This is a genomic window from Micromonospora sp. WMMD714, from assembly GCF_029581315.1.
GTDB lineage: Bacteria > Actinomycetota > Actinomycetes > Mycobacteriales > Micromonosporaceae > Micromonospora > Micromonospora rifamycinica.
Genome location: NZ_CP120744.1, coordinates 2,562,649 through 2,586,581, shown reverse-complemented (window position 1 = coordinate 2,586,581; position 23,933 = coordinate 2,562,649). Strand labels below are relative to the sequence as shown.

The following is a 23,933-nucleotide window of genomic DNA, read 5'->3' as shown; positions in this document are numbered from 1 at the left end:
TCGTTGCAGGTAGCGGCCCGGTCACCGGTCGGTTCAGGAGGCGGCCCAGCGGGCCGGAATCTCAAGCGGCGGCTCGCCCTCACCGGCCCAGAAGATGGTGCCCTCCGCGTCCACCACCACTACCCTGGGGGTACGGGCCAACCCCCAGGTGATCGCCTCTGCCGGGTCGCCCCAGCTCGGCCCCTCCTCCAGCACCCCGGGTCCGGCCTCGTCGGTGTCCCCCACCGACCGCTCCCAGTACGCCGTCCAGATCTGCTGCCCGGCGGAGAGATCCGGGTGCACGAAGACCGTCCCCCGCCCCCGCCAGGCGGCCAGCCTGTCCGGCACCACCGGCACCGGGTTCTCGCCGACGACCGCCTCGATGTCGGCCACGTCGAAGGCGTGCGGCAGCAGCTCCGCCATCCGCAGCGGACCGGTCCTGGACTCCACCAGGCACTCCGGGCCGCCGTTCTCCCAGAGCAGTTGCCGGCACCGGCCGCACGGCATCAGCGGTTCACCGGTCGCGTCGACGCAGGACATCGCGACCAGCCGCCCGCCACCGGTGGCGTGCAGCGCGGAGACCACTCCGCACTCGGCGCAGAGGGTCACCCCGTACCCGGCGTTCTCCACGTTGCAGCCGACCACCACCCGGCCGTCGTCCACCAGGGCCGCCGCGCCGACCGGGAAGTGGGAGTACGGCACGTAGGCGTGTCGCATCACCTCGGTGGCGGCGGCCCGCAGCCGCTTCCAGTCGATGTCGCTCATATCCCTCATTCTGCCCAGGTCACTCGGCCCGGACACGCGCCGGGTGCCGGTCGGCCACGGCCGTACGCCGGAAATGCCCCGGCCCGGCGGGACGGATCCCGCCGGGCCGGGAGCGGGCTGCGTCTCAGCCCTTGACGTACGGCTTGCCGTCGGCGGCGGGCGCCCGGACCCGACCGACCAGCCCGGCCACCGCCAGGATGGTCGCCAGGTAGGGAAGCATCGCCAGGAACTGGCTGGGGATGCTGCTGCCGATCGCCCCGAGGTAGGTGGCGAGCTGGTCGGCGAAGCCGAAGAAGAGCGCGGCGAGCAGCGCGCCGGTCGGGCTCCACCGGCCGAAGATCAGCGCGGCCAGGGCGATGAAGCCCTTACCGCCGATCATGTTCTTGGTGAAGCTGTAGAGCGCCAGCGTGTACGACGCGCCACCGATGCCGGCCACCAGCCCGGCCAGCAGCACGTTGCGGTAGCGCAGCCGCAGCACCTTCACGCCGAGGGTGTCGGCGGCCGTCGGGTGCTCGCCCACCGACCGGGTCCGCAGCCCCCACCGGGTACGGAACAGCGCGAAGTGGATGACCAGCACCAGCAGCAGGCCGAGGTAGAGGAAGATGTTGCCCCGGAACAGCGCCGGGCCGAGCAGCGGGATGTCCTTCAGCAGCGGGATCTCCCAGTTGCCGAACCGCGGCGCGCTGTTGTACTTGTCCGCGTTGGTCTGCATCAGCCGCTCGTAGAGGAAGCCGGTGACGCCGACCGCCAGCAGGTTGAGCACCACCCCCATCACCACCTGGTCGACCAGGTAGCGGATGGCGAACACGGCCAGCAGCAGCGAGATCAGCGCGCCGCCGATCGCCGCCGCCACCAGACCGACCCAGACGCTGCCGGTGAGGCTGCCGAAGAGCGCGCCGCTGAACGCACCCATCAGCAGCTGCCCCTCGATGGCGACGTTGACCACCCCGGACCGCTCACAGAGCACCCCGGCCAGCGCGCCGAAGATCAGCGGCAGGGCCAGCACGAAGGTGCCCCGCACGATGTTGACCATCGGCATGAAGTTGCGGCCCTCGGGGGCGGCCGAGACCTGCCAGCACAGGAAGCTCAGCACGAAGCCGACCAGACCGACGCCGAGCAGCACGGTGAACCAGCGCTTCGGCACCCCGGCCAGCAGCGCGCCACCGGCCGCCGCGGCGACGACCCCGAACAGGACCGCGCCGAGGGTGCCGTGGACCTCCAACGCCGCGCCGCCCTCGGTCTCGCTGAGGGTGAACCGGGCCTGCTGGCCGGTGGCCAGCGCCCCGAACAGCACGGTGGCGAGCACGCCCAGCGCCAGCAGGACCAGGCCGACCTTGCGCGGGCGGGTCCAGAAACCCTCGTCGACCGCGGCCACGGCGACGTCGGGGACAGCGGTGGTGGACATGCCTCACCAGCCCTTCGCGAGGCTCGTCTGCAACCGGGCGGCACGGGCGGCCCGGAGCTGGAAGATCGCCTTCACCAGGGCCGGCGCGGCGATGAAGATGACGATCAGTGCCTGGAGCACGGTGACCAGTTCCAGCGAGATCCCGGAGTACGACTGCATCCGGTTGCCGCCGGCCTGGAGCGCGCCGAAGAGCAGCGCGGCCAGCAGCACCCCCCAGGGCTTCACCCGGCCGAGCAGCGCCACCAGGATGCCGTCGAAGCCGATCTGCGCGATCACCAGCGGGGTCAGCGCGTTCGCGGTGGAGCCGAGCACCATCTGGCTGCCACCGAGGCCGGCGAGCATCCCGGCGATCACCATCACCAGCACGTACGTCTTGGTGACGCTGATGCCGGCGGTCCGGGCCGCGTCCGGGTTGGCCCCGACGGCCCGCAGCTCGAAGCCGAGCGTGGACCGGGTGAGCAGCCAGGCGACGGCCCAGGTGGCGAGCACCGCGAGCAGGATGCCGGCGTGCACCCGCAGGCCGTCGCCGAGCAGCCGGGGGAACGCCGCCGAGGAGTCGACGGGCCGGCTGATCGCGTCCGACCGGTCCGGGTTCTGGACGCCGTTCTGCACGATGACCCAGGACAGGAAGTAGACCGCGACGTAGTTGAGCATGATCGTGTTGATCACCTCGTGCGCGCCGGTCCGGGCCTTGAGGATGCCGGGCACGAAGCCCCAGACCGCGCCGCCGACCGCACCGGCGATCAACGCGACGACCAGGTGCACCACCGGGGGCAGCGGCAGCGCGAAGCCGGCCACGGCCGCCAGGATCACTCCCATCGTCGCCTGACCCTGGGCGCCGATGTTGAACAGGCCGCCCCGGAAGGCGAGCGCCACCGACAGCCCGGTGAAGACCAGCGGCGCGGTGTAGGTGAGGGTCTCCGAGATCGGGCTCAGCGCGGCGGTGAAGCCGGACGCCTCCGGGTCGAAGACCGCCCCCTTGAACAGGTTGGCGTACGCCTCGCTGACCACCGTCCAGCTCGCGTTCAGCGCGTCGGTCGGGCGGGCGGTGATGTAGCTGTAGGTGGCCAGCACCTCCGGATCCGACACGATGATCAGGATCGCGCCGACCAGCATCGCCAGGACCAGCGCGAGGACGGTCACGGTCACCGTGTTGGCGGCCCAGAGGTTGTCCAGGAAGAGCCGGCCCAGCGTCGGCCGGGGCCCCGGCGCGGGCTGCTTCGGTGAGGTCATGGTGGCACCCCGGTCAGCCTTGCCGGTCGCGGTCAGCTCCGGTCCGGTCGCCGGCTCCTTGTCCGGGGAGCCGGACACCGGGTTCGGGTTGCTCATGCCTCGTCCTCGTTGCCAGGGCGCTCGGATGCCGGTGCCACCCCGCCGGCCACCCCGCCGGCCGCCTCGGTGGGGGTCGCCGGGCCGGAGGTGGCCGAGCCAGGGGTCGCCGGGCCCGGGGTCGGCACGGTGGGGGTGGCGGTGCCGGGGGTGGCCGAGCCACCGGCCGGGGCGGTGCCGGGGGTGTCCGGGGTGATGCCGGCCATCAGCAGGCCGATCTCCTCGCGCGGGGTGTCCGGGCCGACGATGCCGATGATCCGGCCCCGGTACATCACCGCGATCCGGTCGGCGAGGCCGATCACCTCGTCCAGCTCACTGGAGACCACCAGGACGGCGGTGCCGACGTCCCGCTCGCGGATGACCCGGCTGTGGATGAACTCGATCGAGCCGACGTCCACACCCCGGGTGGGCTGGGCGGCGATGAAGAGCTTCAGCGGCCGGGACAGCTCCCGGGCCACGATCACCTTCTGCTGGTTGCCACCGGACAGCGTGCCCACCGCCGCGTCCGCCGACGGGGTACGCACGTCGAACTGGTCGATCCGCTCCCGCGCCGACGCGGCGATCGCGTCCGGCCGCAACGCCAGGCCCTTGCCGAACGGCGGCCGGTCGTAGATGTCGAGAACCAGGTTCTCGGCGACGCTGAACTCCTTGACCAGGCCGTCGACGCTGCGGTCCTCGGGCACGTAGCCGACCCCGGCGCGGAGCACCTTCTTGGTGGACCAGCCGTGGATCGACTCGCCGTCCAGGGTCACCGTGCCGGCGAGGGTCGGGCGCAGCCCCATGATCGCCTCGATCAGCTCGGTCTGCCCGTTGCCCTGCACGCCCGCCACGCCGAGCACCTCACCGGCGCGTACGGTCAGGTCGACGCCGTCCACCGCGCGGACCCGCCGGTCGTCGTCGACGACCAGGCCGGCGACCTCCAGGATCGGCCGCTGCGGGGTGGCGGGCTGCTTGTCCACGGTGAGCCGGACGTTGCGGCCGACCATCAGCGCGGCCAACTCGTCCCGGCTCGCCTCGGGGGAGGCGGTGCCGACGGTCCGGCCGCGCCGGATCACGGTGATCCGGTCGGCGATGGCCTTGACCTCGCCGAGCTTGTGGGTGATGAACACGATCGACTTGCCGGCCGCCTTGAGCGACCGCATGACCGTGAGCAGCTCCTCGGTCTCCTGCGGGGTGAGCACGGCGGTCGGCTCGTCCAGGATCAGCAGGTCGACGTCGCGGGTGAGCGCCTTGACGATCTCGACCCGCTGCTGGATGCCGACCGGCAGGTCCTCGATCACCGCGTCCGGGTCGACCCGCAGGTTGTACCGCGCGGAGACCTCGGCCACCTCGCGGCGGGCCCGCCGCCGGTCCAGGAAGCCGACGATGCCGCCGCGGACCTGTTCCGCGCCGAGCATGATGTTCTCGGCCACGGTGAAGACCGGCACCAGCATGAAGTGCTGGTGCACCATGCCGATCCCGACGGCGATGGCGTCGGAGGGGCCCCTGAGCTTCAGCGGCCGGCCGTCGACCAGGATCTCGCCCCCGTCGGGCTGGTAGAGCCCGTAGAGCACGTTCATCAGGGTCGACTTGCCCGCGCCGTTCTCGCCGAGCAGGGCGTGGATCTCTCCAGGCTCCACCGTCAGGTCGATGTGATCGTTGGCGACCAGATCACCGAACCGCTTGGTGATGCCGCGCAGTTCGAGTCTCAGCGCAACCTCCTGGAGTGCGAGCGATGGTGCAGCCTAGCTGCCGGCCACCGGGGTCGCCGGTCGACCGGTGAGCGGACCGGCCGCCCCGACGTCCGCGGGATCCCCCACGGACGCCGGGACGGCCGGTCGTCCTGCCCGGTGCCCGCCGGCCGCCGCTGCCGATGATCCCATCGTGGCGGCCGGCGCGGCGGTCACTTGGTCGGCTGGGCCTTCGAGGTGACCGTGATGGTGCCGGCGGCGATGTCCGCCTTCAGCTTCTCGACCTCGGCCTTGAGGTCCGCCGGGACCTTGCTGTCGAAGTCGTGGTACGGGGCGATCGAGACACCGTTGTTGGCCAGGTTGCCCACGAAGCCCGGGGTGGCGGCGAGCTTCTCGCCACCGGCGGCCTTGAGCACGGCGTCCTTGACGGCGTCCGGGATGTTCTTGACCACGGTGGTCAGCAGCGCCGCGCAGTCCGGGGTGCTCTCGCAGCCGTCGACGTCGACCCAGACGACCGAGTACTTGCCACCCGAGGCCTTGGCCGCCGAGGTGGTGCCGAGGCCCGCGCCGCCGGCGACCGGCATGACGATGTCCGCGCCCTGGGCGACCAGCGCGTCGGAGACCTTCTTGCCCTCGTCCTGCTTGGCGAAGTCGTTGGTGAAGGAACCCTTCTGGGTCGCCTTGTCCCAGCCCAGCACCTGGACGTTCTTGCTCTTGGTCTTGTTGTAGTGCGCCACACCGTCGGCGAAGCCGTCCATGAAGATGGTCACCGGCGGGATCGGCAGGCCACCGTAGGTGCCGACCTTGCCGCTCTTGCTCATCCCCGCCGCCAGGTAACCGGCCTGGAAGGCGGCCTGGGCGGTGTCGAACTGCATCGGGTAGACGTTCGCCACGCCCGGGTTGGCGTCCACGATGCCGAACTGCTGGCCGGTGTTGGCGGCGGCGATCTTCTTGGTGGCGTCCGCCATCAGGCCGCCGACGGCCAGGATGAAGTCGCACTTCTGGTTGACGTACCCGGTCAGGTTGACCTCGTAGTCCGCCTCGGCCTTCGACGCGACGTACTTGATGTCGATGTTGTCGTTGGCCTTCTTGGCCTCCTCCAGGCCCTTCCAGGCGGAGGTGTTGAACGACTTGTCGTCGATGCCGCCGACGTCGGTCACCATGCAGGCGCTGTACTTCTTGTCGCCGCTGCCACCGGCGTTGTTGTCGTCGTCGGGTGCCTCGCCGCACGCGGCGGCACCCAGCACGAGCCCACCCGCCGCGATGGCAGAGGCGATCCGCATCCCACGCACAGAGCGCAAGACGTCTCCTTCCATTGCACACCGCCTCGTGCGGTGGCAGCCCTTGAACCGACCAGCGCTGTGCTGCCGGCATCCCACGTTACGGACGGGAGCGTAGCTCCACGCCCACCCACCGGCCGCCAATCGTGCACGACTGTTGAACGCTCGTTATCCCGGCGTAACCCTGGGGTGGGGCACATCACTCACCATGCCTGGTAAGGACCGGCCGGGAGGTGTGAACGCCGGGTTTCCGGCCCACCCACCGCCCTGCGCCGGCTATCGCCAGAACACCGCCACGGCCGCCGTGACCAGGGTCAACCCGATGATCGCCAGGAAGTGCCCCCGGGCGACCTGGGTCCGCTTACGAGAGAAGAAGACCATGACGAAGATGAGCAGGGCCAGCACCAACTTGGTAACAAGCTTGGCGGGGGCCGGCTCGTCGCCGTCCCGCAGCGGCGCGGACAGCCCCAGGCCGGTCAGCAACTGGATCACGGAGCCCCAGAGCATGGCCGCGTTGATCCGCAGCTTGCCGCTGACGTACTGGGCCACCGCACCGCCGAGCAGCAGCGCGAACCCGATCAGATGGACATAGAGAAGGATCAGTCGAAGAGCTTCCACGCCGGCAATCCTCCCCCATCAACGACACTTTGTAGTAGGTGGCCCGCCGGCTGAGTTCAATCCGTGATCTCCCCCGGCCACGACACACCCGCCTCACGATCTGCGGCTCAAGACCGTGCTTGAACCTTGTTGTAGTGGCTTTCGCGCGCGGACAGGCCACTACAACAAGGATCGAGCACGATCTTCCAAAAGACATCCCACGAGAAGTGCGGGTGCAGGGTGGGTGGTCAGAGGTGCCAGACCTGGAAGGTGGGGCCGTCACCGGGGAGGGTCACCGCGCCGTCGGCGGCGACCCGCAGAGGTGGAGCGCCACCGTAGGCGTTCTCGCCGGACCCCCCTCCCGCCCCGGAAGTCCCGGAGGCCCCGGAAGTCCCGGACGGCAGGCCGGTCAACCGCACCGGTGCCCCGGCCGCCCGGCGGGCCAGCACCAGCACCGCGCCGGTCGGCGCCTCGCGCAGGAAGACCAGTGTGTCGGCGTCCACGTGCACCCAGCGCAGCCCGCCGTGCCGCAACGCCGGGGTGTCCCGGCGCAGCGCCAGCAACGCCCGGTACGCGGCGAACGTGCCGACGTCCCAGCTCTGCGGCCGGTGCCACGGCATCGGGGTGCGCGAGCCCTCGCCGTTGACGCCGGTCAGTCCCAGCTCGTCACCGGCGAAGACCACCGGGGTGCCGGGCATGGTGGCGAGCAGCCCGGCGGCCACCTCCTGCCGGGCGGCGTCCCCGACCACCGTGCGGATCCGGGCCGAGTCGTGCGAGCCGAGCAACTGCCACGAGTGGGTGTACGCCCGCCAGGAGACCAGCGACCGGAAGCTGTCCATGGTGGCGAGCACCACGTGGGCGTCCCGCCGGCGCACCCCGCCCGGGGTGCCGAGGAAGTTCGGCACCGGCTCGCGGCCCCCGGGTTCGGCGCGCAGCCAGGACCAGACCGGGTCGGTGAAGCCGACGTAGTTCATCGTGCCGTGCCAGCCGTCGCGGTCCAGGTCGCCGGTGTGGTCGTGGCCGTGCTCGGCGAGCAGCAGCCCGTCGGCCCGGGTCTGCGCGACCGTCTCCCGCAGCAGCCGCGCCACCTCGTGGGTGTACGCGTCCGCGCCCCGCCGGCCGGTCATGTTGGCCACGTCCACCCGCCACCCGTCCAACCCGTACGGCGGGCGCAGCCAGCGGCGCAGTGGTGAATTCGGGTCGGTGGCGAAACGGCGGCGCAGCTCGGCACTGCCCCAGTTGAGCTTGGGCAGCGACCGTACCCCGTTCCACGACTCGTAGGTCGGCTCCGAGCCGTCGGTGGCCACGTCGAAGTAGTACAGCTCCCGTTCGGGGGCGTCGACGTCGGCCAGCGCGCGGGTGAACCACCCGTGTGCGTCGCCGGTGTGGTTGCTGGTGATGTCGCCGATCAGCCGCCAGCCCCGAGCCCGGACGGCGTCGGCCAGCCGGACCAGCGCCGCGTCCCCGCCGAGCAGCGGGTCCACGGTGTCGAAGCTGGCCGCGTCGTACCGGTGGTTGGAGCGGGCCGGGAAGACCGGCGTCAGGTAGACCGTGTTGACGCCGAGCCGGTCCAGGTGGTCCAGCCGTTCGGTGATGCCGTCCAGGTCACCGCCGTAGAACTGGTGCGGGGTCTGCGGGCCGCGCCCGACGACCGGGGTGTCCCAGTCGCACGGGACCGCCCAGTCCGGCGGGGTGCGGCCGTTGGCGGCGGCGGACCGGGCGAACCGGTCGGGGAAGATCTGGTAGACCACCGCGTCCCGCGCCCAGGTTGGCGGCGGGGCGTGGCTGACCAGCTTGAAGTCGCCGTGGTCGGGCACGTCGTGGTCGACCGGGCCGGCGGCGTTGAGCCAGCGGTGACCGGTCGTCCCGGTGAGCATGAAGCGGTAGTTGCTGACCGGGTTGCGCACCTGGACGTCGGCCCGCCACCACACCTCGTGGCCGCCCCGGCGGTCGACGGTCGCCTCGACGAAACGCGGTTCGCCGTCGCCGGTGGTCCGGACGTGCACCTGCCGGACGTCGCTGCCCTCGGGCACCCGGACGAAGACCGGCACGGTCTGACCGAGGGTGGGTTCCTGCTCGGGCACGTACAGCGCCGAGCCGTCGTGGTGCGGCGGCAGGGACATGGTGCGACCTCCCGGTCGGGTCTCGTCAGCCCTTGACCGCCCCGGCGGTCAGGCCGGAGACGATGTAACGCTGGAGCAGTTGGAAGACCAGCACGGTGGGGATCGCGGTGAGCAGGGTGCCCGCCGCGAAGATCCCGAAGTTGTTGTTCCGCTCCCCGGCCACCAGGCCGAACATGCCGACCGCCAGGGTCTTCGACCCGGTGTCGGTGAGGAACACGTTGGCGATCATGAACTCGTTGATCGTGCCGATGAACGACAGCAGCGCGGTCACCGCCAGGATCGGCGCCACCAGCGGCAACATGATCCGGAAGAAGACCTGGGCGTGGCTCGCGCCGTCCATGGTGGCCGACTCGTCCAGTTCGCGGGGCAGGGTGTCGAAGAACCCTTTCATCAGCCAGGTGTTCATGCCCAGCGCCCCGCCCAGGTAGAGCAGGAACAGGCCCCACGGGGTGTTGAAACCGATCGACGGCCACAGGTCGGTGACCCGGCTGAAGATCAGGAAGATCGCCACGATGGCCAGGAACTGCGGGAACATCTGGATCAGCAGCAGGGTCAGCAGGCCGAACCGGCGTCCGGCGAAGCGCATCCGGGAGAACGCGTACGCCGCCAGCGCGGACAGGAAGATCGACGCGAAACTGGCCCCGCCCGCGATGAGCAGCGAGTTGAGGAACCAGCGGCCGAACTCCGTCCGCTCGAACAGGTTGCCGAAGTTCTCCAGGGACGCCCCGGTCGGCAGCAGCTCGGTCGAGGAGAGCGTGCCGAGCGGGTTGAGCGCGGCGGAGAGCACGAACAGGATCGGGAAGAGGCTGAACGCCACCGCCAGCACGCCGACCACGTGCCGCCAGCCGACCTGGGCGAGCCACCGGCCCCCGCGCCGCCCGGGGCCGCCCCGGCCACGCGCGGTGCGGCCCGGCCGGACCGCACCGGTTCCGTCGGCACCCGGCCGGGAGTCGGATGGGCCGGCCGCGTCCCGCCGGGGCGCGGTCGCCCCGGCGACGTTCGGGTGGGTCGTCACGAGTAGACCTCCTCCTGCTGGCGGGTGCGCCGGAAACTGACCGCCGAGACCGTGGCGACAATCGCGAAGATGAAGATCGACACCGCGGCGGCCAGGCCGAACTCGGCACCCTGCGCACCGAAGGCCAGCCGGTAGGTGTACGTGATCAGCAGATCGGTGGCCCCGTTGGTCGGGTTGTCCGGCGCGAACGGGCCGCCCTCGGTGGTCAACCAGATCGCGTTGATGTTGTTGAAGTTGAACGCGAACGACGCGATCAGCAGCGGCGAGAGCGCGACCAGCAGCAGGGGCAGGGTGACCGCCCGGAACGACTGGAACGGCGACGCGCCGTCGACCGAGGTGGCCTCGGTCAGCTCCTTCGGAATGGCCTGGAGCGCTCCGGTGGCCACCAGGAACATGTACGGGTACCCCAGCCAGAGCTGCACCAGCAGCACCGCGAGCCGGGCCGACCAGGCTTCGCCGAACCAGTCGACACCGAGTCCGAACAGGTTGTTGACCAGGCCGAAGTCGGTGTTGAACATGTCCCGCCAGACCAGCAGCATCGCGAACGACGGCATGGCGTACGGCAGGATCAGCAGGACCCGGTAGAGGTTGGTGCCCCGCATCCGGGGCGAGTGCAGGGCCAGCGCGATGGCCATGCCGAGCAGAAAGGTGAGCCCGGTGGAGCCGATCGCGAAGGCGAAGTTCCACAGCAGGGTGCCGAAGAACGGGCCGGAGATGTCCGGGTCGGTGAGCACCCGGGCGAAGTTCTTCAGCCCCACGCCGACCTGCCAACCCTGGGCGAGCCGCTCGCCGTCGGCGGCGACGAAGGCACCGGCCTTCGGGTCGGCGGTCCAGGTGCGGCCGGTCTCACTGTCGGTGACGCAGTCGCAGCTCCGGTCGTACGCCCGGATGGCCCTGCCCTCGTAGGCCCGGGACAGGCCGGTGGCGCGCAGCGCGCCGCCCGGGGTCGGCACCACCAGGCCGGTGATCTCCTCGCTGCGGACGCTGGCCTGGCCGAAGGTCAGCACCGTGTAGCCCCGGGCGGCGGTGACCCGGCCGCCGGGCGTGACGGTCACGTCGGCGGCGGCGAGCGGACGCAGCCCGTCGGCGTCCCCGGCGGAGACCGTGCCGGCCGCCGGGTCGGTCACCAGGAAGACCAGCGGGCCGGTGGCCGGGTCGCCCCTGGTGGCGACGGCGAGGGCGTACTCGGCGGAGCCGGGGACCTGCTTGACCGAGGAGCTCTCGATGGCGACGATCGCGTCGTCCTTGGACCCCCGGTGCCCGTCGCCGTAGTTGGTGAACGCGGTGCTCGCGGTGTAGAGCACCGGGAAGACCTGGAAGGCGAGCAGGAAGATCGTCCCCGGCACCAGGTACTTGGCCGGGATGTGCCGGCGGGTGAGATAGAGGTAGCCCAGGCCGACGGTGGTGACCGCCAGGACGGCCAGTCCGCCCCAGAGCCGGGCGGCGACGAGCGGGAAGGCCGCCCAGATCGCGATCCCGGCCACCAGGCCGAGCAGGACCACCTTGACGACCAGACCGGTCGCGGTGATCGGCGCGTGGTGGCGCGCGGTGCGGGGCGTGCCCGGGAGCCCGCCGCCCGGGGCCTGCTGGGCAGGCCCCGGGCCGGACAGCGTGCTCATTACTTGATCTGACCCGAGATCGTCTTACCGGCGGCGGTGACGGTCTTCGCCGGGTCGGCGCCACCGATGACGGCGGCCTCCGCCTTGCCGAACGGATCCCAGATCGCGGCCATCGCCGGGATCGCCGGCAGCACCTGACCGTCCTTGCCCGCCTCGGAGAACTTGGCCAGATCCGGGTCGGTGCCCTTGACCTGGTCGAACGCGGCGGTCAGCGCCGGCGGGCGCGGTTCGGCCTGGTAGAGCGCCACCGCCAGCTCCGGGGTGGTGACGTAGTTGGTGACGAACTCCTGGGCCAGCGCCTTGTTCTTGCCCTTGGCGGCCACGTAGAACGCCTGGACGCCGACGAACGGCTGGGCCGGCTTGCCACCGGCGAAGCCCGGGACCGGCGAGATGTCGTAGGAGATGCCGGCCTTCTTGGCGTCGGCGATCGCCCACGGGCCGGAGACCAGGAAGGCGCACTTCTTGCCGGTGAAGGTGGCGATCGAGTTCTCGCCGGTGATCGAGCGCTTCAGCGCGCCGTCGCCCTTCTCGCCGAGCTTGCCGATCTTCCTGAACGCCTCGACCGACTCCGGCTTGCCCACGCCGAGGTCCTTCGGGTCGTAGTCGCCGTTGGCGGCGGTGCCGAACAGGTAGCCGCCGGCCGAGGTGTACAGCGGGTAGATGTGGTAGGCGTCGCCGTTCTGGCCGGACTGGAGGCAGAGGATCTCGCTGGCCTTCTTCTCGGCCTTGAGCTTCCTGCCGGTGGCGACCAGGTCCTCGATCGTCTTCGGCGCGTCGGGGGCCAGCGCCGTGTTGCGGATCAGCGCGATGTTCTCGGTGGCGTACGGCACGCCGTAGAGCTGGCCGTTGAAGGTCACCGCCTTGACCGCGGTCTCGTTGAAGCCGCCCTTCTGTGCGGCGGTGAGCTGCACCGGGTCGATGGCACCGTTCTGGACCAGGTTGCCGATCCAGTCGTGCGCGCCGACCACGACGTCCGGGCCGCTGCCCTGCTGCGAGGCGGTGACGAAGTTCGTCTGGAGGTCCTTGGAGACGGCCTGCACCTCGACGGTGACGCCGTTGTCCTGGCCGAACTTCTCGGCGAACGGCTTGAGCGCCGCGGTCCGCTTGTCGTCCGCCCAGATGACGAGCTTGCCGCTCGCGGCCGGGGAGGTCGCCTTGGCGGCCGGTTCGTCGTTGCTGTCGCCGCCGCCGCAGCCGGACGCGGCGAGCGCCAGGCCGAGGACGGTGACCACACCCGCGGTACGGATGCGCATCGGTACTCCTGTCGTCATGGCGAGCCGCCGGGGGAGGGCGGCCCGCCCTGGGAAAAGCTGAAAGTTCTTGCCAACCGACGCCGGACCTGCCGGGTCGCTGCTCTCGTGTGTTGCCGGGACGTTAGCAAGAGGTTGCAGCCAATGGAAGGGCTTGCAGAAGCGCCCGCAAGAACTTGCCCGTGGGCTAAAGTTCGGCCATGCGCGCTCGACTGTCCGACATCGCCCAACAGGCCGAAGTCAGCGAGGCCACGGTGTCGCGGGTGCTCAACGACCGCCCCGGCGTGGCCCCGGAGACCCGCCAGGCCGTCCTCACCGCCCTCGACGTGCTCGGGTACGAGCGTCCGGCCCGGCTGCGCAAGCGCAGCGCCGGACTGGTCGGGCTGGTGGTTCCCGAGCTGGAGAATCCGATCTTCCCGGCGTTCGCCCAGGTGATCGAGTCCACCCTGGCGCAGAGCGGGTTCACCCCGGTGCTGTGCACCCAGACCCCGGGCGGGGTCACCGAGGACGAGTACGTGGAGATGCTGCTCGACCGGCAGGTCTCCGGCATCGTCTTCGTCTCCGGCCTGCACGCCGACACGGCGGCCAACCACGACCGGTACCGCGCGCTGATCGCCCGGCCGCTGCCGGTCGTCATGATCAACGGGTACGCCCCCGGCATCGCCGCGCCCTTCGTCTCCTGCGACGACCGGGAGGCCACCGAGCTGGCCGTGGCGCACCTGGTCGCGCTCGGGCACCGGCAGATCGGCCTGGTCACCGGGCCGGACCGGTTCGTGCCGGTGCAGCGCCGGGTGGCCGGCTTCCGGGCCGCGATGACCCGCCTCGGCGCGACCGGGACCGAGCTGGACGCGCTCGCCGAGCTGTCCCTGTTCGGTGTCGAGGGCGGCGAGGCCGCCGCCGGCCGGTTGATCGAGCGCGGGGTGACCGGGATCGTCTGCGGCTCCGACCTGATGGCGCTGGGCGCGGTCCGGGCCGCCCGGCAACGCGGCAGGTCCGTCCCCGGTGACCTGTCGGTGGTCGGCTACGACGACTCGCCGCTGATGGCCTTCACCGATCCGCCGCTGACCACGATGCGGCAGCCGGTGGCCGCGATGGCGGTGGCCGCGGTCCGGGCGCTGGTGGACGAGATCAACGGGCACGCCGCCCCGCACTCGGAGTACCTGTTCCGCCCGGAGCTGGTGGTGCGCGGGTCCACCGCGGTGGTACGCCAGGCCGACGCCGGCCGGCAGCGCCCGGCCCCGCCCGCCCTCGCCGTCCCGGCCTGACCGTCGTCCCGACCCAACCTTCGTCGCGACCTGACCGTCGTCCCGGCGGGGCGCGGCCGGCTTCCCGGTTGATGGGACGGCCCGGAAGCACGCCCGACCCTGGCCGCAGGTGACGGACGTCATTTCTTGCGCAAGAGATGCTTGACGCTTGCAGCATCCGGCCGGCATTCTCTCAGCACCCGCGTCCGTCACCCGGCACCGTGCGGGTCAGCCACCGCGCCGCCGCAGAACGGGGATCTCCACCGATGACCGCCGCCGCCCCCTCCACGCCACCGACCTCCGACCACGACTGGTGGCGTGCCGCGGTCGTCTACCAGGTGTACGTCCGCAGCTTCGCCGACTCCGACGGCGACGGCGTCGGCGACCTCGGGGGTATCCGGCAGCGGCTGCCCTACCTGCGTGACCTCGGCGTGGACGCGCTCTGGCTGACCCCGTTCTACACCTCGCCGCAGATCGACGGCGGCTACGACGTGGCCGACTACCGCGACGTCGACCCGCTCTTCGGCAGCCTCGCCGACTTCGACGCCATGATCGCCGACGCGCACGCGCTCGGCCTGCGCATCATCGTGGACCTGGTGCCCAACCACACCTCCAGCGCGCACCCCTGGTTCACCGCCGCCCTCGCCGCCGGCCCCGGCTCCCCGGAACGGCAGCGTTACCTCTTCGCCGACGGCCGGGGCGTCGACGGTGAGCTGCCCCCCAACGACTGGGAGAGCATCTTCGGCGGCCCCGCCTGGACCCGGCTGCCGGACGGCCAGTGGTACCTGCACCTGTTCGACCCGGCCCAGCCGGACCTGAACTGGCGGCACCCGCAGGTGCGCGCCGAGTTCGAAGACGTGCTCCGGTTCTGGCTCGACCGGGGCGTCGACGGGTTCCGGATCGACGTCGCCCACGGCATGATCAAGGCCGAGGGGCTGCCGGACGTCGGCTTCAGCTCGATGACCACCGGCCGGCGTCAGTCGGAGCTGCTCGGCAAGGGCCGGCTGCCCTACTTCGACCAGGACGAGGTGCACGACATCTACCGCGCCTGGCGGCCGATCCTGGACAGCTACCCCGGCGGTCGGATGGCGGTCGCCGAGGCGTGGGCCGAGACCCCGCAACGGCTGGCCCGCTACATCGGCCCCGACGAACTGCACCAGGCGTTCAGCTTCGACTTCCTCGACGCCACCTGGTCGGCCGACTCGTTCCGCAAGGTGATCGACACCGCGCTGGCCGAGTCGACCATCGTCGGCGCACCGACCACCTGGGTGCTGTCCAACCACGACCGGCAGCGGCACGTCACCCGGTACGGCGACGGCGAGGTGGGCCTGCGCCGGGCCCGGGCCGCCGCCCTGCTGATGCTGGCCCTGCCCGGCTCCACCTACCTCTACCAGGGCGAGGAGCTGGGTCTGCCGGAGGTGCTGGACCTGCCCGACGCGCTCCGGCAGGACCCGGCGTTCCTGCGGACCGGGGAGAGCCGCGACGGCTGCCGGGTGCCGATTCCGTGGAGTGGCGAGCTGGCCCCGTACGGCTTCGGTCCGGAGGGCAGCGCGCTGAGCTGGCTGCCGGCCCCGGCGACCTGGCGTGCCCTCTCGGTGGCCGCCCAGACCGGGACGCCCGGCTCGACGCTGGAGCTGTACCGGGCCGCGCTGCGGATCCGGCACGAGCATCCCGCGCTGGCGACCGCCGCCGGTCCGGTGACCTGGCAGGAGGCCGGTCCCGGCCTGCTCGCGTTCAGCCGCAGCGCCGACGACACCGTGTTGACCTGCGTGGTCAACCTCAGCGGCGCCCCGGCCCGGATCGACGGGTACGGCCACCCGGTGGTGGCCAGCGCAGACCTCACCGCGCAGGACGCCGGACACGTCCTGCCGGTGGACGCCGCCGCGTGGTTCGAACGGCGCTGAGCCGGGTAACCCGCCTTTGACCTGGTCGTCCGTTGTGCCCCGCGCCGACGGGCGACCGGCTGCCGACCCCTTGTGGTGGGGGGTGAGGGTGGCACCGGTGTCCCGGGAAGTGGCTTCCCCGGGACACCGGTGCGCCACCGGGTACCGGTCCCGCCACGGGCAGCCCACCGGATACCCACTCGCGCCACGGGCAGCCCACCGGGTACCGGTCCCGCCACGGGCAGCCCACCGGATACCCACTCGCGCCACGGGCAGCCCACCGGGTACCGGTCCCGCCACGGGCAGCCCACCGGATACCCACTCGCGCCACGGGTGCTCCGCCAGGCCGGCGAGCCGGTGGCGCCGTCACCGTTCGCGCAGCAGCCCGGCGATCCGCCCGAAGCCCGCCCGGACCTGCTCCTCGGTCGGGACGGGCAGCGGCTCCGGCGACGTCGCCCCGACGGTGGCCGTCGCCCACGACTCCCCCGGCCCGTCGTCCTGCTCGTCCAGGACCTGCTCGAAGTCCCCGTAGAGGTCGGCCGCCTCGATTCCGGCGGCCTCGTCGTCGGCGGCGAGCTGCGCGGCGGCGACCTCGCCCCGGATCTCCTCGGCGGACAGCGCCGGCACCAGCGGCTCGACCACCGCCATCAACTGTTCGTCGGCCACCACCGCCTCGGCCAGCGCCAGCGCGTGCGGACGCTCGTACGGCCCGCAGACCACCGGCTCCCACTCCGCCGGGTCGGCGAGCGGGCCGACCGTGATGATCCAGGGCAGGCCGAGCAGCGGGGAGTCGTCCGGCAGGTCCAGCGTCACGAGTGCGCCCACCGGTTCATCATCGGCGGCGTGACCGGAGCCCGCGGCGGCATCCGCCCCCGTTCATCTTTTCCGGCGACCGTCAGCCACCCGACGCCGTCAGCCACCCGGCGACCGGTCACCCGACAACCGCCAGCCGCCCGGCGACCGGTCACACCTGACGACCGCCAGCCGCCCGGCGACCCGGTCGCCGACGCCGTCAGGGGGACCGTCGCCCGGCGACCGATCACCCGACGACCGTCAGCCCTGCGGCGGCCCGGAACCGGTCGGCGGCGGGACGCCCAGCGCGGACCGGACCAGGGCCAGCGCCCGGTCGGCGGGCACACCCAGCCGGGCCGCCTCCTCGGCGTACCGGGTCGCCGCCCGGTGCAACCGGTCCGCCGCGTCGTCCCGCCCCGGGGCGACGAAGCTGCCGTGCCGCCCCCGGGTCTGCACCAGCCCGGCCGACTCCAACTCCCGGTAGGCGCGGGCCACCGTGTTCACCGCCAGCCCCAGCTCGGCGGCGAACTGCCGGACCGGGGCGAGCCGGGTGCCCACCGCCAGCCGCCCGTCCCCGATCATCGCGGCGAGCTGCGAACGCACCTGCTCGTACGGGGGCACCGTCGACTCCGGGTCGATCTCGATCGACATCAGCCCGCTCCTCCCGGCGTACCCGGATCGGTCTCGGTGTCGACGTCGGCCTCGACGTTGACCTGCCGCATCACCGCCCCCTCGGAGAGGTCCACCACCCGGCCGTGCCGGCTGGTGGCGGCGAGCGCGGCACCGAAGAGCACCAGCTGGTTGAGCAGGTACAGGTAGAGCAGCACCGCCACCGCGCCGGCCACCACCGCGTACGCCGGGTTCCGCTCGGTCCGCACGATGTAGAACCGCCCCACCGTGTTGAGCAGCGTGATCCCGACCGCCACCAGCAGCACCACCGGCCGCAGCCGCCGCCGGCTCATCCGCAGCCGGGGCACCGCCACCAGCAGCGCCGTCGCCAGCACCGCGTTGACCAGCACGCTGAGTACGGCGCTGACGGTGGTCAGCCCCACCGAGCCGGTGGCCCGCAGCAGGAACCGCAGCACCGACTCCAGCGCGTCCACGGCCGCCACCGAGACACCGAGCATCACGAAGACCAGCAGCAGCACACCCAGGTCCACCAGCCGGCGGACCACCAGGTTGCCCGGCTGCTGGTTGAAGCCGTACATCAACCGCTGCGACGACCGGATCGCCTCCACCCAGCCGATCCCGGTGAAGACCAGGATGACCAGGCCCACCACCCCGACGGCGTTGCTGCTCTCGGCGATCTGCCGGGGGTCGAGGAAGGGCAGGTTGTCCCGCAGGAACTCGGCCGCCGCGTCGGAGACCTCGTCGTTGTCCTCGAGGATCGCCCCGAAGACCGAGTAGGCGACCAGGGCGAGGGCGAAGACCGCGAAGAAGCCGTAGTACGCGATGGCGGCCGCCAGCCGGCCGCCCAGCACCTCGCCGTAGAGGTCCACCGCCCGCCAGACGTGGTCGAGCCGGGGCCACCGGTGCCGGGCCACGGTGAACCGGCGGTCCATGCCGGCGGTCCACCGGTCCCACGCGTCCACCACGTCATCCTCGCCGATCTGTCGTCACCGGTGCCGACCAACCGGACCCCGGTGGACGGTCAGCCGCCGAGCCGGAAGTCCCGGCGCGGCTGCCACCGGGTCTGCCCGCTGTGCGAGAAGAGGGTGAACCCCTCGACCTCGAACATCGCCGAGAAGTCGGCGAGATCCTCGTACGCCCGGTCCAGCGCCTCGGGGGCGACGTCCTGGGCGACGGTGACGTGCGGATGGTAGGGGAAGCGCAGCTCCCGGCGCAGGGCGGGCGCGGCGTTGATGGCCGCGGCGAGCAGCTCGCACTCGCTGATCCCGGCCGCCACCGCGACGAAGACCACCTGGGTCACCGGCCGGAACGTGCCGGTGCCCCGCAGGTGCAGGGTGAACGGCAGGTGGGCGGCGGCGACCTCGGCCAGGTGCGTCTCGACCGCGTCCAGCGCCTCCAGCGGGATCTCGGTCGGGCCGAGCAGGGTCACGTGCGCCGGGACGACCTGCGGGTCGCCTGTCTGCACCCGGCGTCGGGTGAGCAGCTCACCCCAGGGCTGCGGGATGTCCACCGCGATCCCGATCTGGATCGTCTCGCCGGTCACCGGAACCCCGTCCCTGCGGTCCACGCTCCGCGCCACCCCTCCGCCCGTCGTACCGACCCGTACCGCCGCCCCGCCCACCGCTACTCGAAGTGGACCGGCGCGAGGAACCCGACCCGCTCGTACGCTGTCCGCAGGGTCGGCGCGGTGACCGCGCGGGCCTTCTCCGCACCCGCGGCGAGCAGCTTGTCGAGCTGGGCCGGATCGTCGAGGTAGGTGCGGGTGCGCTCCTGGATCGGGGTGACGAACTCGCGGACCACCTCACCGAGGTCCTTCTTGAGATCGCCGTAGCCCCGGCCCGCGTACGCGGCCACCAGGTCGTCGATGCTCCGGCCGGAGAGCGCCGAGTGGATGGTGAGCAGGTTGGACACCCCGGGCTTGGTGGCCGTGTCGAAGACGATCTCCCGACCGGTGTCGGTGACGGCCGAGCGGATCTTCTTGGCCGAGCGGGCCGGGTCCTCCAGCAGGTCGATGATCCCGGCCGGCGAGGACGACGACTTCGACATCTTCGCCGTCGGCTCCTGGAGGTCGGTGATCTTGGCGGTGTCCTTGACGATGTGCGGGGCGGGCACCGTGAAGGTCGGCCCGAACAGCGAGTTGAACCGCTGGGCCAGATCGCGGGACAGCTCCAGGTGCTGCCGCTGGTCCTCGCCGACCGGCACCGCGTCGGCCTGGTAGAGCAGGATGTCGGCGGCCTGGAGGATCGGGTAGGTGAACAGCCCGACGCTGGACCGGTCGCTGCCCTGCTTCTGCGACTTGTCCTTGAACTGGGTCATCCGGCTCGCCTCGCCGAAGCCGGTGATGCACCCCAGCACCCAGGCCAGCTGCGCGTGCTCGGGCACCTGCGACTGGACGAACAGGGCGCTGCGGTCCGGGTCGATGCCGACCGCGAAGAGCTGCGCGGCGGCCACCCGGGTGCGCTGCCGCAGCACCGCCGGGTCGTGCCCGGCGGTGATCGCGTGCAGGTCGACCACGCAGTAGAACGCCTCGTGGGTGTCCTGCAACGCCACCCAGTGCCGTACCGCGCCCAGGTAGTTGCCGAGATGGAACGAGTCGGCCGTCGGCTGGATACCGGAGAAGACGCGGGGACGGGAGGGAACGTCGGACATGACGGCAATTCTGTCAGCAACGCCCCGGGTACGTCATGACGGGCCGGCGGGTCGACTCGCCGCCGGCCCCGCCGGGGCGGTGACCTCGCGTCCCGCCGGGGCGGTGACCCCGCGTCCCGCCGGGGCGGTGACCCCGCGTCCCGGCGGCTCGGCGGGAACGGGCACCCCGCGGCGCGGCTCCGGCAGGCGGGCGGCGGAGACCGCGACCCGGGAGACCCGACGGCCGTCGAGGGCGAGCACCCGCAGCAGCCACCCGTCGGCCGGTTCCGTCGGCGGTGGATCGTCCGACGAGCCGACCGGAACCTCGTCCCCGGCGACCGGCAGCCGGCCGAGGGCCGCCATCAGGTATCCGCCGACCGTCTCGTACGGGCCGGCGGGCAGCGGTACCCCGGTCCGCTCGGCGAAGTCGGCCAGGTTGAGCCGACCGTCCACCACGGCCGGCAGGCCGGCGGACGCCGGTTCGGGCGGGCCGGTGTGCTCGTCGTAGATCTCCCCGACCAGTTCCTCGATCAGGTCCTCGCAGGTGACGATGCCGGCCGTGCCGCCGTACTCGTCGACCACCACGGCGAGGTGGTGGCCCTCGCGGCGCATCTCGGTGAGCGCGGCGAGCACCCGCTTACTGCCGGGCAGCCGCTTGACCTCCCGGCTCAGCCGGCCCACCGTGGTGGTCGGGTCCAGGTCGGGGCGGAGCAGCACGTCCCGCAGGTGGATGAAGCCGACCACGTCGTCGTGGGTGCCGTCGACCACCGGGTAGCGGGTGTGCGGCTCCATCCGGACCAGCCGTTCCGCCTCGGCGAGGGTCAGCCCGGCGGCGAGGAAGACCACCTCGGTGCGGGGCATCATCACCTCGCGGACCAGACTGGCCCCGGCGACCAGCACCTCGTCGATGATCCGCCGCTCGTCCGGATCGATGACGGTGTTGGCGGCGACCAGGTCGCGCAGCTCGTGTTCGCTGATCCGTTCCCGCCCGGCGGCGGGGCTCGCGCCGAGCAGACCGGTGACCAGCCGGGTGGCCCCGTCGGCGGCCCGCACGACCAACCGGGCGACACCGCGGGCCACCGGCCCGGGTGCGCGCCGGCTCCGTACCGGCGTACGTCTCCTGGGGCCGGCCCCGGGACCACCCGCCTCCCGCATGGAAGTGATGGTAGGACCGCCGGTCACCGGGCGTGGGCAATGTGCGGATCTGTTCAATCATGAAGGTTCATGATGGAATGGTGGCCATCTACGACGCACAGCGCGGCGACAGCACCCGGCCGTAGGGTGATCACGAACGGCCGCAGCGGGCGCGGCCAGGCAGGAGGACCGACGTGAAACTGCTCGTCACCGGCGGTGCCGGGTTCATCGGCAGCGTGGTGACCCGGATGCTGCTCGACGCCGGCCACCGGGTGACCGTCCTGGACGACCTGCGCACCGGCCACCGGGCCGCGTTGGCCCCCGACGCCACCCACGTCGACCTGCCGGTGCACGAAGCCGCCCAGGTGCTCACCCCGGACGCCGGCTACGACGGGGTGCTGCACTTCGCCGCGCTGATCGCCGCCGGTGAGTCGATGGTCCGCCCCGAGGCGTACTGGCACGCCAACACGGTCAGCTCGATCGCGCTGGTCGACGCCGTCCGGGCCGCCCGGGTGCCGCGCCTGGTCTTCTCCTCCACCGCCGCCGTCTACGGCAACCCGGTCGAGCTGCCCATCCCGGAGACCGCCGTCAAGGCCCCCACCAACACGTACGGCGCCACCAAACTCGCCGTCGACCTGGTGCTCACCTCCGAGGCGACCGCACACGACCTGGCCGCCGTCTCACTGCGCTACTTCAACGTCGCCGGGGCGTACCTGCGCGACGGCCTCGCCATCGGCGAACGGCACGACCCGGAGACCCACCTCATCCCCATCGCTCTCGACGTCGCCGCCGGCCGCCGGGAGAAACTCCAGCTCTTCGGCGACGACTACCCCACCGTCGACGGCACCTGCGTCCGCGACTACATCCACGTCGAGGACCTCGCCCGCGCCCACCTGCTGGCGCTCACCGCCGCCGTGCCCGGCCGGCACCGCATCTACAACCTCGGCAACGGCAGCGGCTTCACCAACCGCCAGGTCGTCGACGTGGTCCGCGAGGTCACCGGCCACCCGGTGCCGGTCGAGACCGCCCCCCGCCGCGAGGGCGACCCGGCCGAACTCGTCGCCTCCGCCGACCTGGCCCGCCAGGAACTCGGCTGGGTGCCCGAGAAGCCGACCCTCACCGACATGGTGGGCGACGCCTGGGCGTTCTACCGCACGCACGTGCTGGGGCAGTCGTGACGCCCGCAGCGGACGGACCGGCCGCCGCCGCCCCGGCCACGACCGACGTCGCCGACCGCGCCACCGCCGCCTTCCGCTCCGGGTACGACGAACAGCCGGCAGGCCGCTGGGCCGCACCCGGACGGGTCAACCTGATCGGCGAGCACACCGACTACAACGACGGATTCGTGCTCCCCTTCGCCCTCCCGCTGCGTACCGTGGTCGCCGCCAGCCCCCGGCCCGACGAACACTGGACGGTCCGGTCGGAGATCGCCGACCAGCCGGTCGACTTCGGCACCGCCGAGGTCGACACCCCCGGCCGGGTCACCGGCTGGGGCGGCTACGTCGCCGGAGTGGTCTGGGCCCTGCGCGAGGCCGGATACGCCGTCCCCGGTGCCCGGCTGGCGATCGCCTCGGACGTGCCGCTCGGCTCCGGGCTCTCCTCGTCGGCGGCGCTGGAGGCCGCGGTGCTCACCGCCCTGGTCGACCTGGCCGGGCTCGACCTGCCCACCGGGCGCCGGCCCCGGCTGGCCCAGCGCGCCGAGAACGCCTACGTCGGCGCACCCACCGGGATCATGGACCAGTCCGCGGTGATCCGCTGCCGCGCCGGCCACGCCCTCTTCCTCGACTGCCGCGACGAGTCCGTCGAACACATCCCGTTCGACCTGGACGCCGCCGGCCTGGCCATCCTGGTGATCGACAGCCGCGCCCCGCACCGGCACGCCGACGGTGAGTACGCCTCCCGCCGGGCCGCCTGCGAACGCGCCGCCGCCCTGCTCGGGGTGCCCGCACTGCGCGACGTACCGGCCGCCGACCTCGACGACGCCCTCGGCCGGCTGCCCGACGACGAGACCCGACGCCGGGTCCGGCACGTGGTCACCGAGAACCAGCGGGTACTCGACACCGTCGCGTTGCTCCGCGCCGGCCGGGTGCCCGAGATCGGGCCGCTGCTGACCGCCTCGCACGCCTCCATGCGGGACGACTTCGAGATCACCGTCCCCGAGGTCGACACCGCGGTCGAGGCGGCGCTCGCGGCCGGCGCGCTCGGTGCCCGGATGACCGGTGGCGGCTTCGGCGGCTGCGTCCTCGCCCTGGTCGAGACGGACCACTCGGAGGCGGTGGCGGCGGCCGTCACGACCGCGTACGCCGAGCGCGGCTTCCCCACCCCCACCACCCTCACCGCCCTCCCCGCCCCCGGCACCACCCGCCTCCCCTGGCTCCCCTGACTCCCCGGTTCCCCCACCACCCCCGCCCCGACAGCACCCAGCCCGCCTACGCCCACCCCAACCGACCCGGCCGAGCACGGGCACGACACGACTGGGCACGGGCACCGCTGGGCACGGTGATCAAGAGGTTTAGGTCAACCCCACGCTCGCATCCCGACGTAAACCTCTTGATCACCGAGCCGATCACGCCCTTGCGGGGTGGGGTGG

Annotated in this window: 20 protein-coding genes; 4 read left to right on the top strand and 16 right to left on the bottom strand. The window is 72.3% G+C overall.

Annotated features, from left to right (window positions below; all coding sequences use genetic code 11):
• Positions 1–33: 33 nt before the first annotated feature.
• From O7625_RS11610 to O7625_RS11565, 10 genes are all read right to left on the bottom strand, one after another.
• On the bottom strand, positions 34–744 hold the full coding sequence (locus O7625_RS11610; RefSeq protein ID WP_282345828.1) for a cytidine deaminase: 711 nt from the start codon (positions 742–744) through the stop codon (positions 34–36).
• Positions 745–868: 124 nt separating this feature from the next.
• A complete protein-coding gene (locus tag O7625_RS11605; RefSeq protein WP_282345826.1) occupies positions 869–2,149 on the bottom strand; it encodes an ABC transporter permease in 1,281 nt (426 codons plus the stop codon).
• A gap of 3 nt (positions 2,150–2,152) precedes the next feature.
• A complete protein-coding gene (locus tag O7625_RS11600; RefSeq protein ID WP_282345824.1) occupies positions 2,153–3,478 on the bottom strand; it encodes an ABC transporter permease in 1,326 nt (441 codons plus the stop codon).
• Positions 3,475–5,109, bottom strand: coding sequence for an ABC transporter ATP-binding protein (locus tag O7625_RS11595; RefSeq protein WP_348774013.1), 1,635 nt, complete (start codon positions 5,107–5,109; stop codon positions 3,475–3,477). The genes O7625_RS11600 and O7625_RS11595 overlap by 4 nt, the downstream gene beginning before the upstream one ends.
• A 251-nt stretch (positions 5,110–5,360) precedes the next feature.
• Positions 5,361–6,431 carry a BMP family ABC transporter substrate-binding protein gene (locus O7625_RS11590; protein ID WP_172898518.1) on the bottom strand — a complete coding sequence of 357 codons (1,071 nt, stop codon included), beginning with the start codon at positions 6,429–6,431 and terminating at the stop codon, positions 5,361–5,363.
• Positions 6,432–6,704: 273 nt separating this feature from the next.
• A complete protein-coding gene (locus O7625_RS11585) occupies positions 6,705–7,046 on the bottom strand; it encodes a hypothetical protein (protein WP_067309545.1) in 342 nt (113 codons plus the stop codon).
• A 227-nt stretch (positions 7,047–7,273) separates the two neighbouring features.
• Complete coding sequence (locus O7625_RS11580) at positions 7,274–9,148, bottom strand: glycoside hydrolase family 13 protein (RefSeq protein WP_282345822.1); 1,875 nt, start codon at positions 9,146–9,148, stop codon at positions 7,274–7,276.
• A gap of 25 nt (positions 9,149–9,173) precedes the next feature.
• Positions 9,174–9,983, bottom strand: a complete 810-nt coding sequence (locus O7625_RS11575) for a sugar ABC transporter permease (RefSeq protein ID WP_282346912.1) — start codon at positions 9,981–9,983, stop codon at positions 9,174–9,176.
• Between the two features lie 176 nt (positions 9,984–10,159).
• Positions 10,160–11,782: an ABC transporter permease subunit gene (locus O7625_RS11570; protein WP_282345821.1), complete on the bottom strand. Its 1,623-nt coding sequence runs from the start codon at positions 11,780–11,782 to the stop codon at positions 10,160–10,162.
• Positions 11,782–13,035: a maltose ABC transporter substrate-binding protein gene (locus O7625_RS11565; protein WP_282345818.1), complete on the bottom strand. Its 1,254-nt coding sequence runs from the start codon at positions 13,033–13,035 to the stop codon at positions 11,782–11,784. Before O7625_RS11565 ends, O7625_RS11570 begins: the two co-directional genes overlap by 1 nt.
• A 197-nt stretch (positions 13,036–13,232) precedes the next feature.
• On the opposite strand from O7625_RS11565, the gene O7625_RS11560 reads away from it, so the two are divergent.
• Together O7625_RS11560 and O7625_RS11555 are read left to right on the top strand one after the other, a co-directional pair.
• On the top strand, positions 13,233–14,297 hold the full coding sequence (locus O7625_RS11560; RefSeq protein WP_067309534.1) for a LacI family DNA-binding transcriptional regulator: 1,065 nt from the start codon (positions 13,233–13,235) through the stop codon (positions 14,295–14,297).
• 245 nt (positions 14,298–14,542) lie between these two features.
• Positions 14,543–16,180 (top strand): glycoside hydrolase family 13 protein, encoded by a 1,638-nt coding sequence (locus O7625_RS11555; protein ID WP_282345817.1) that lies wholly within the window; start codon positions 14,543–14,545, stop codon positions 16,178–16,180.
• A gap of 345 nt (positions 16,181–16,525) precedes the next feature.
• On the opposite strand, the gene O7625_RS11550 is transcribed toward O7625_RS11555, so the two are convergent.
• From O7625_RS11550 to O7625_RS11525, 6 genes are all read right to left on the bottom strand, one after another.
• Positions 16,526–16,984 carry a hypothetical protein gene (locus tag O7625_RS11550; protein WP_282345816.1) on the bottom strand — a complete coding sequence of 153 codons (459 nt, stop codon included), beginning with the start codon at positions 16,982–16,984 and terminating at the stop codon, positions 16,526–16,528.
• Positions 16,985–17,212: 228 nt separating this feature from the next.
• Positions 17,213–17,602 carry a GntR family transcriptional regulator gene (locus O7625_RS11545; protein WP_067309525.1) on the bottom strand — a complete coding sequence of 130 codons (390 nt, stop codon included), beginning with the start codon at positions 17,600–17,602 and terminating at the stop codon, positions 17,213–17,215.
• The gene (locus O7625_RS11540) at positions 17,602–18,513 is read right to left on the bottom strand and encodes a YhjD/YihY/BrkB family envelope integrity protein (protein ID WP_089004322.1); all 912 of its coding nucleotides are present in this window, start codon (positions 18,511–18,513) and stop codon (positions 17,602–17,604) included. The genes O7625_RS11545 and O7625_RS11540 overlap by 1 nt, the downstream gene beginning before the upstream one ends.
• A gap of 89 nt (positions 18,514–18,602) precedes the next feature.
• On the bottom strand, positions 18,603–19,160 hold the full coding sequence (locus O7625_RS11535; RefSeq protein ID WP_089004321.1) for a 2'-5' RNA ligase family protein: 558 nt from the start codon (positions 19,158–19,160) through the stop codon (positions 18,603–18,605).
• A 44-nt stretch (positions 19,161–19,204) separates the two neighbouring features.
• Positions 19,205–20,230 carry a tryptophan--tRNA ligase gene (trpS, locus tag O7625_RS11530; RefSeq protein ID WP_282345815.1) on the bottom strand — a complete coding sequence of 342 codons (1,026 nt, stop codon included), beginning with the start codon at positions 20,228–20,230 and terminating at the stop codon, positions 19,205–19,207.
• A gap of 33 nt (positions 20,231–20,263) precedes the next feature.
• On the bottom strand, positions 20,264–21,364 hold the full coding sequence (locus O7625_RS11525) for a hemolysin family protein (RefSeq protein ID WP_282345814.1): 1,101 nt from the start codon (positions 21,362–21,364) through the stop codon (positions 20,264–20,266).
• Positions 21,365–21,591: 227 nt separating this feature from the next.
• Here O7625_RS11525 and galE point away from each other — a divergent pair, with 227 nt between their 5' ends.
• Positions 21,592–22,521: a UDP-glucose 4-epimerase GalE gene (gene galE, locus O7625_RS11520; RefSeq protein WP_231932833.1), complete on the top strand. Its 930-nt coding sequence runs from the start codon at positions 21,592–21,594 to the stop codon at positions 22,519–22,521.
• Positions 22,518–23,726: a galactokinase gene (gene galK / locus O7625_RS11515; protein ID WP_282345812.1), complete on the top strand. Its 1,209-nt coding sequence runs from the start codon at positions 22,518–22,520 to the stop codon at positions 23,724–23,726. The genes galE and galK overlap by 4 nt, the downstream gene beginning before the upstream one ends.
• The last annotated feature ends 207 nt before the right edge of the window (positions 23,727–23,933 follow it).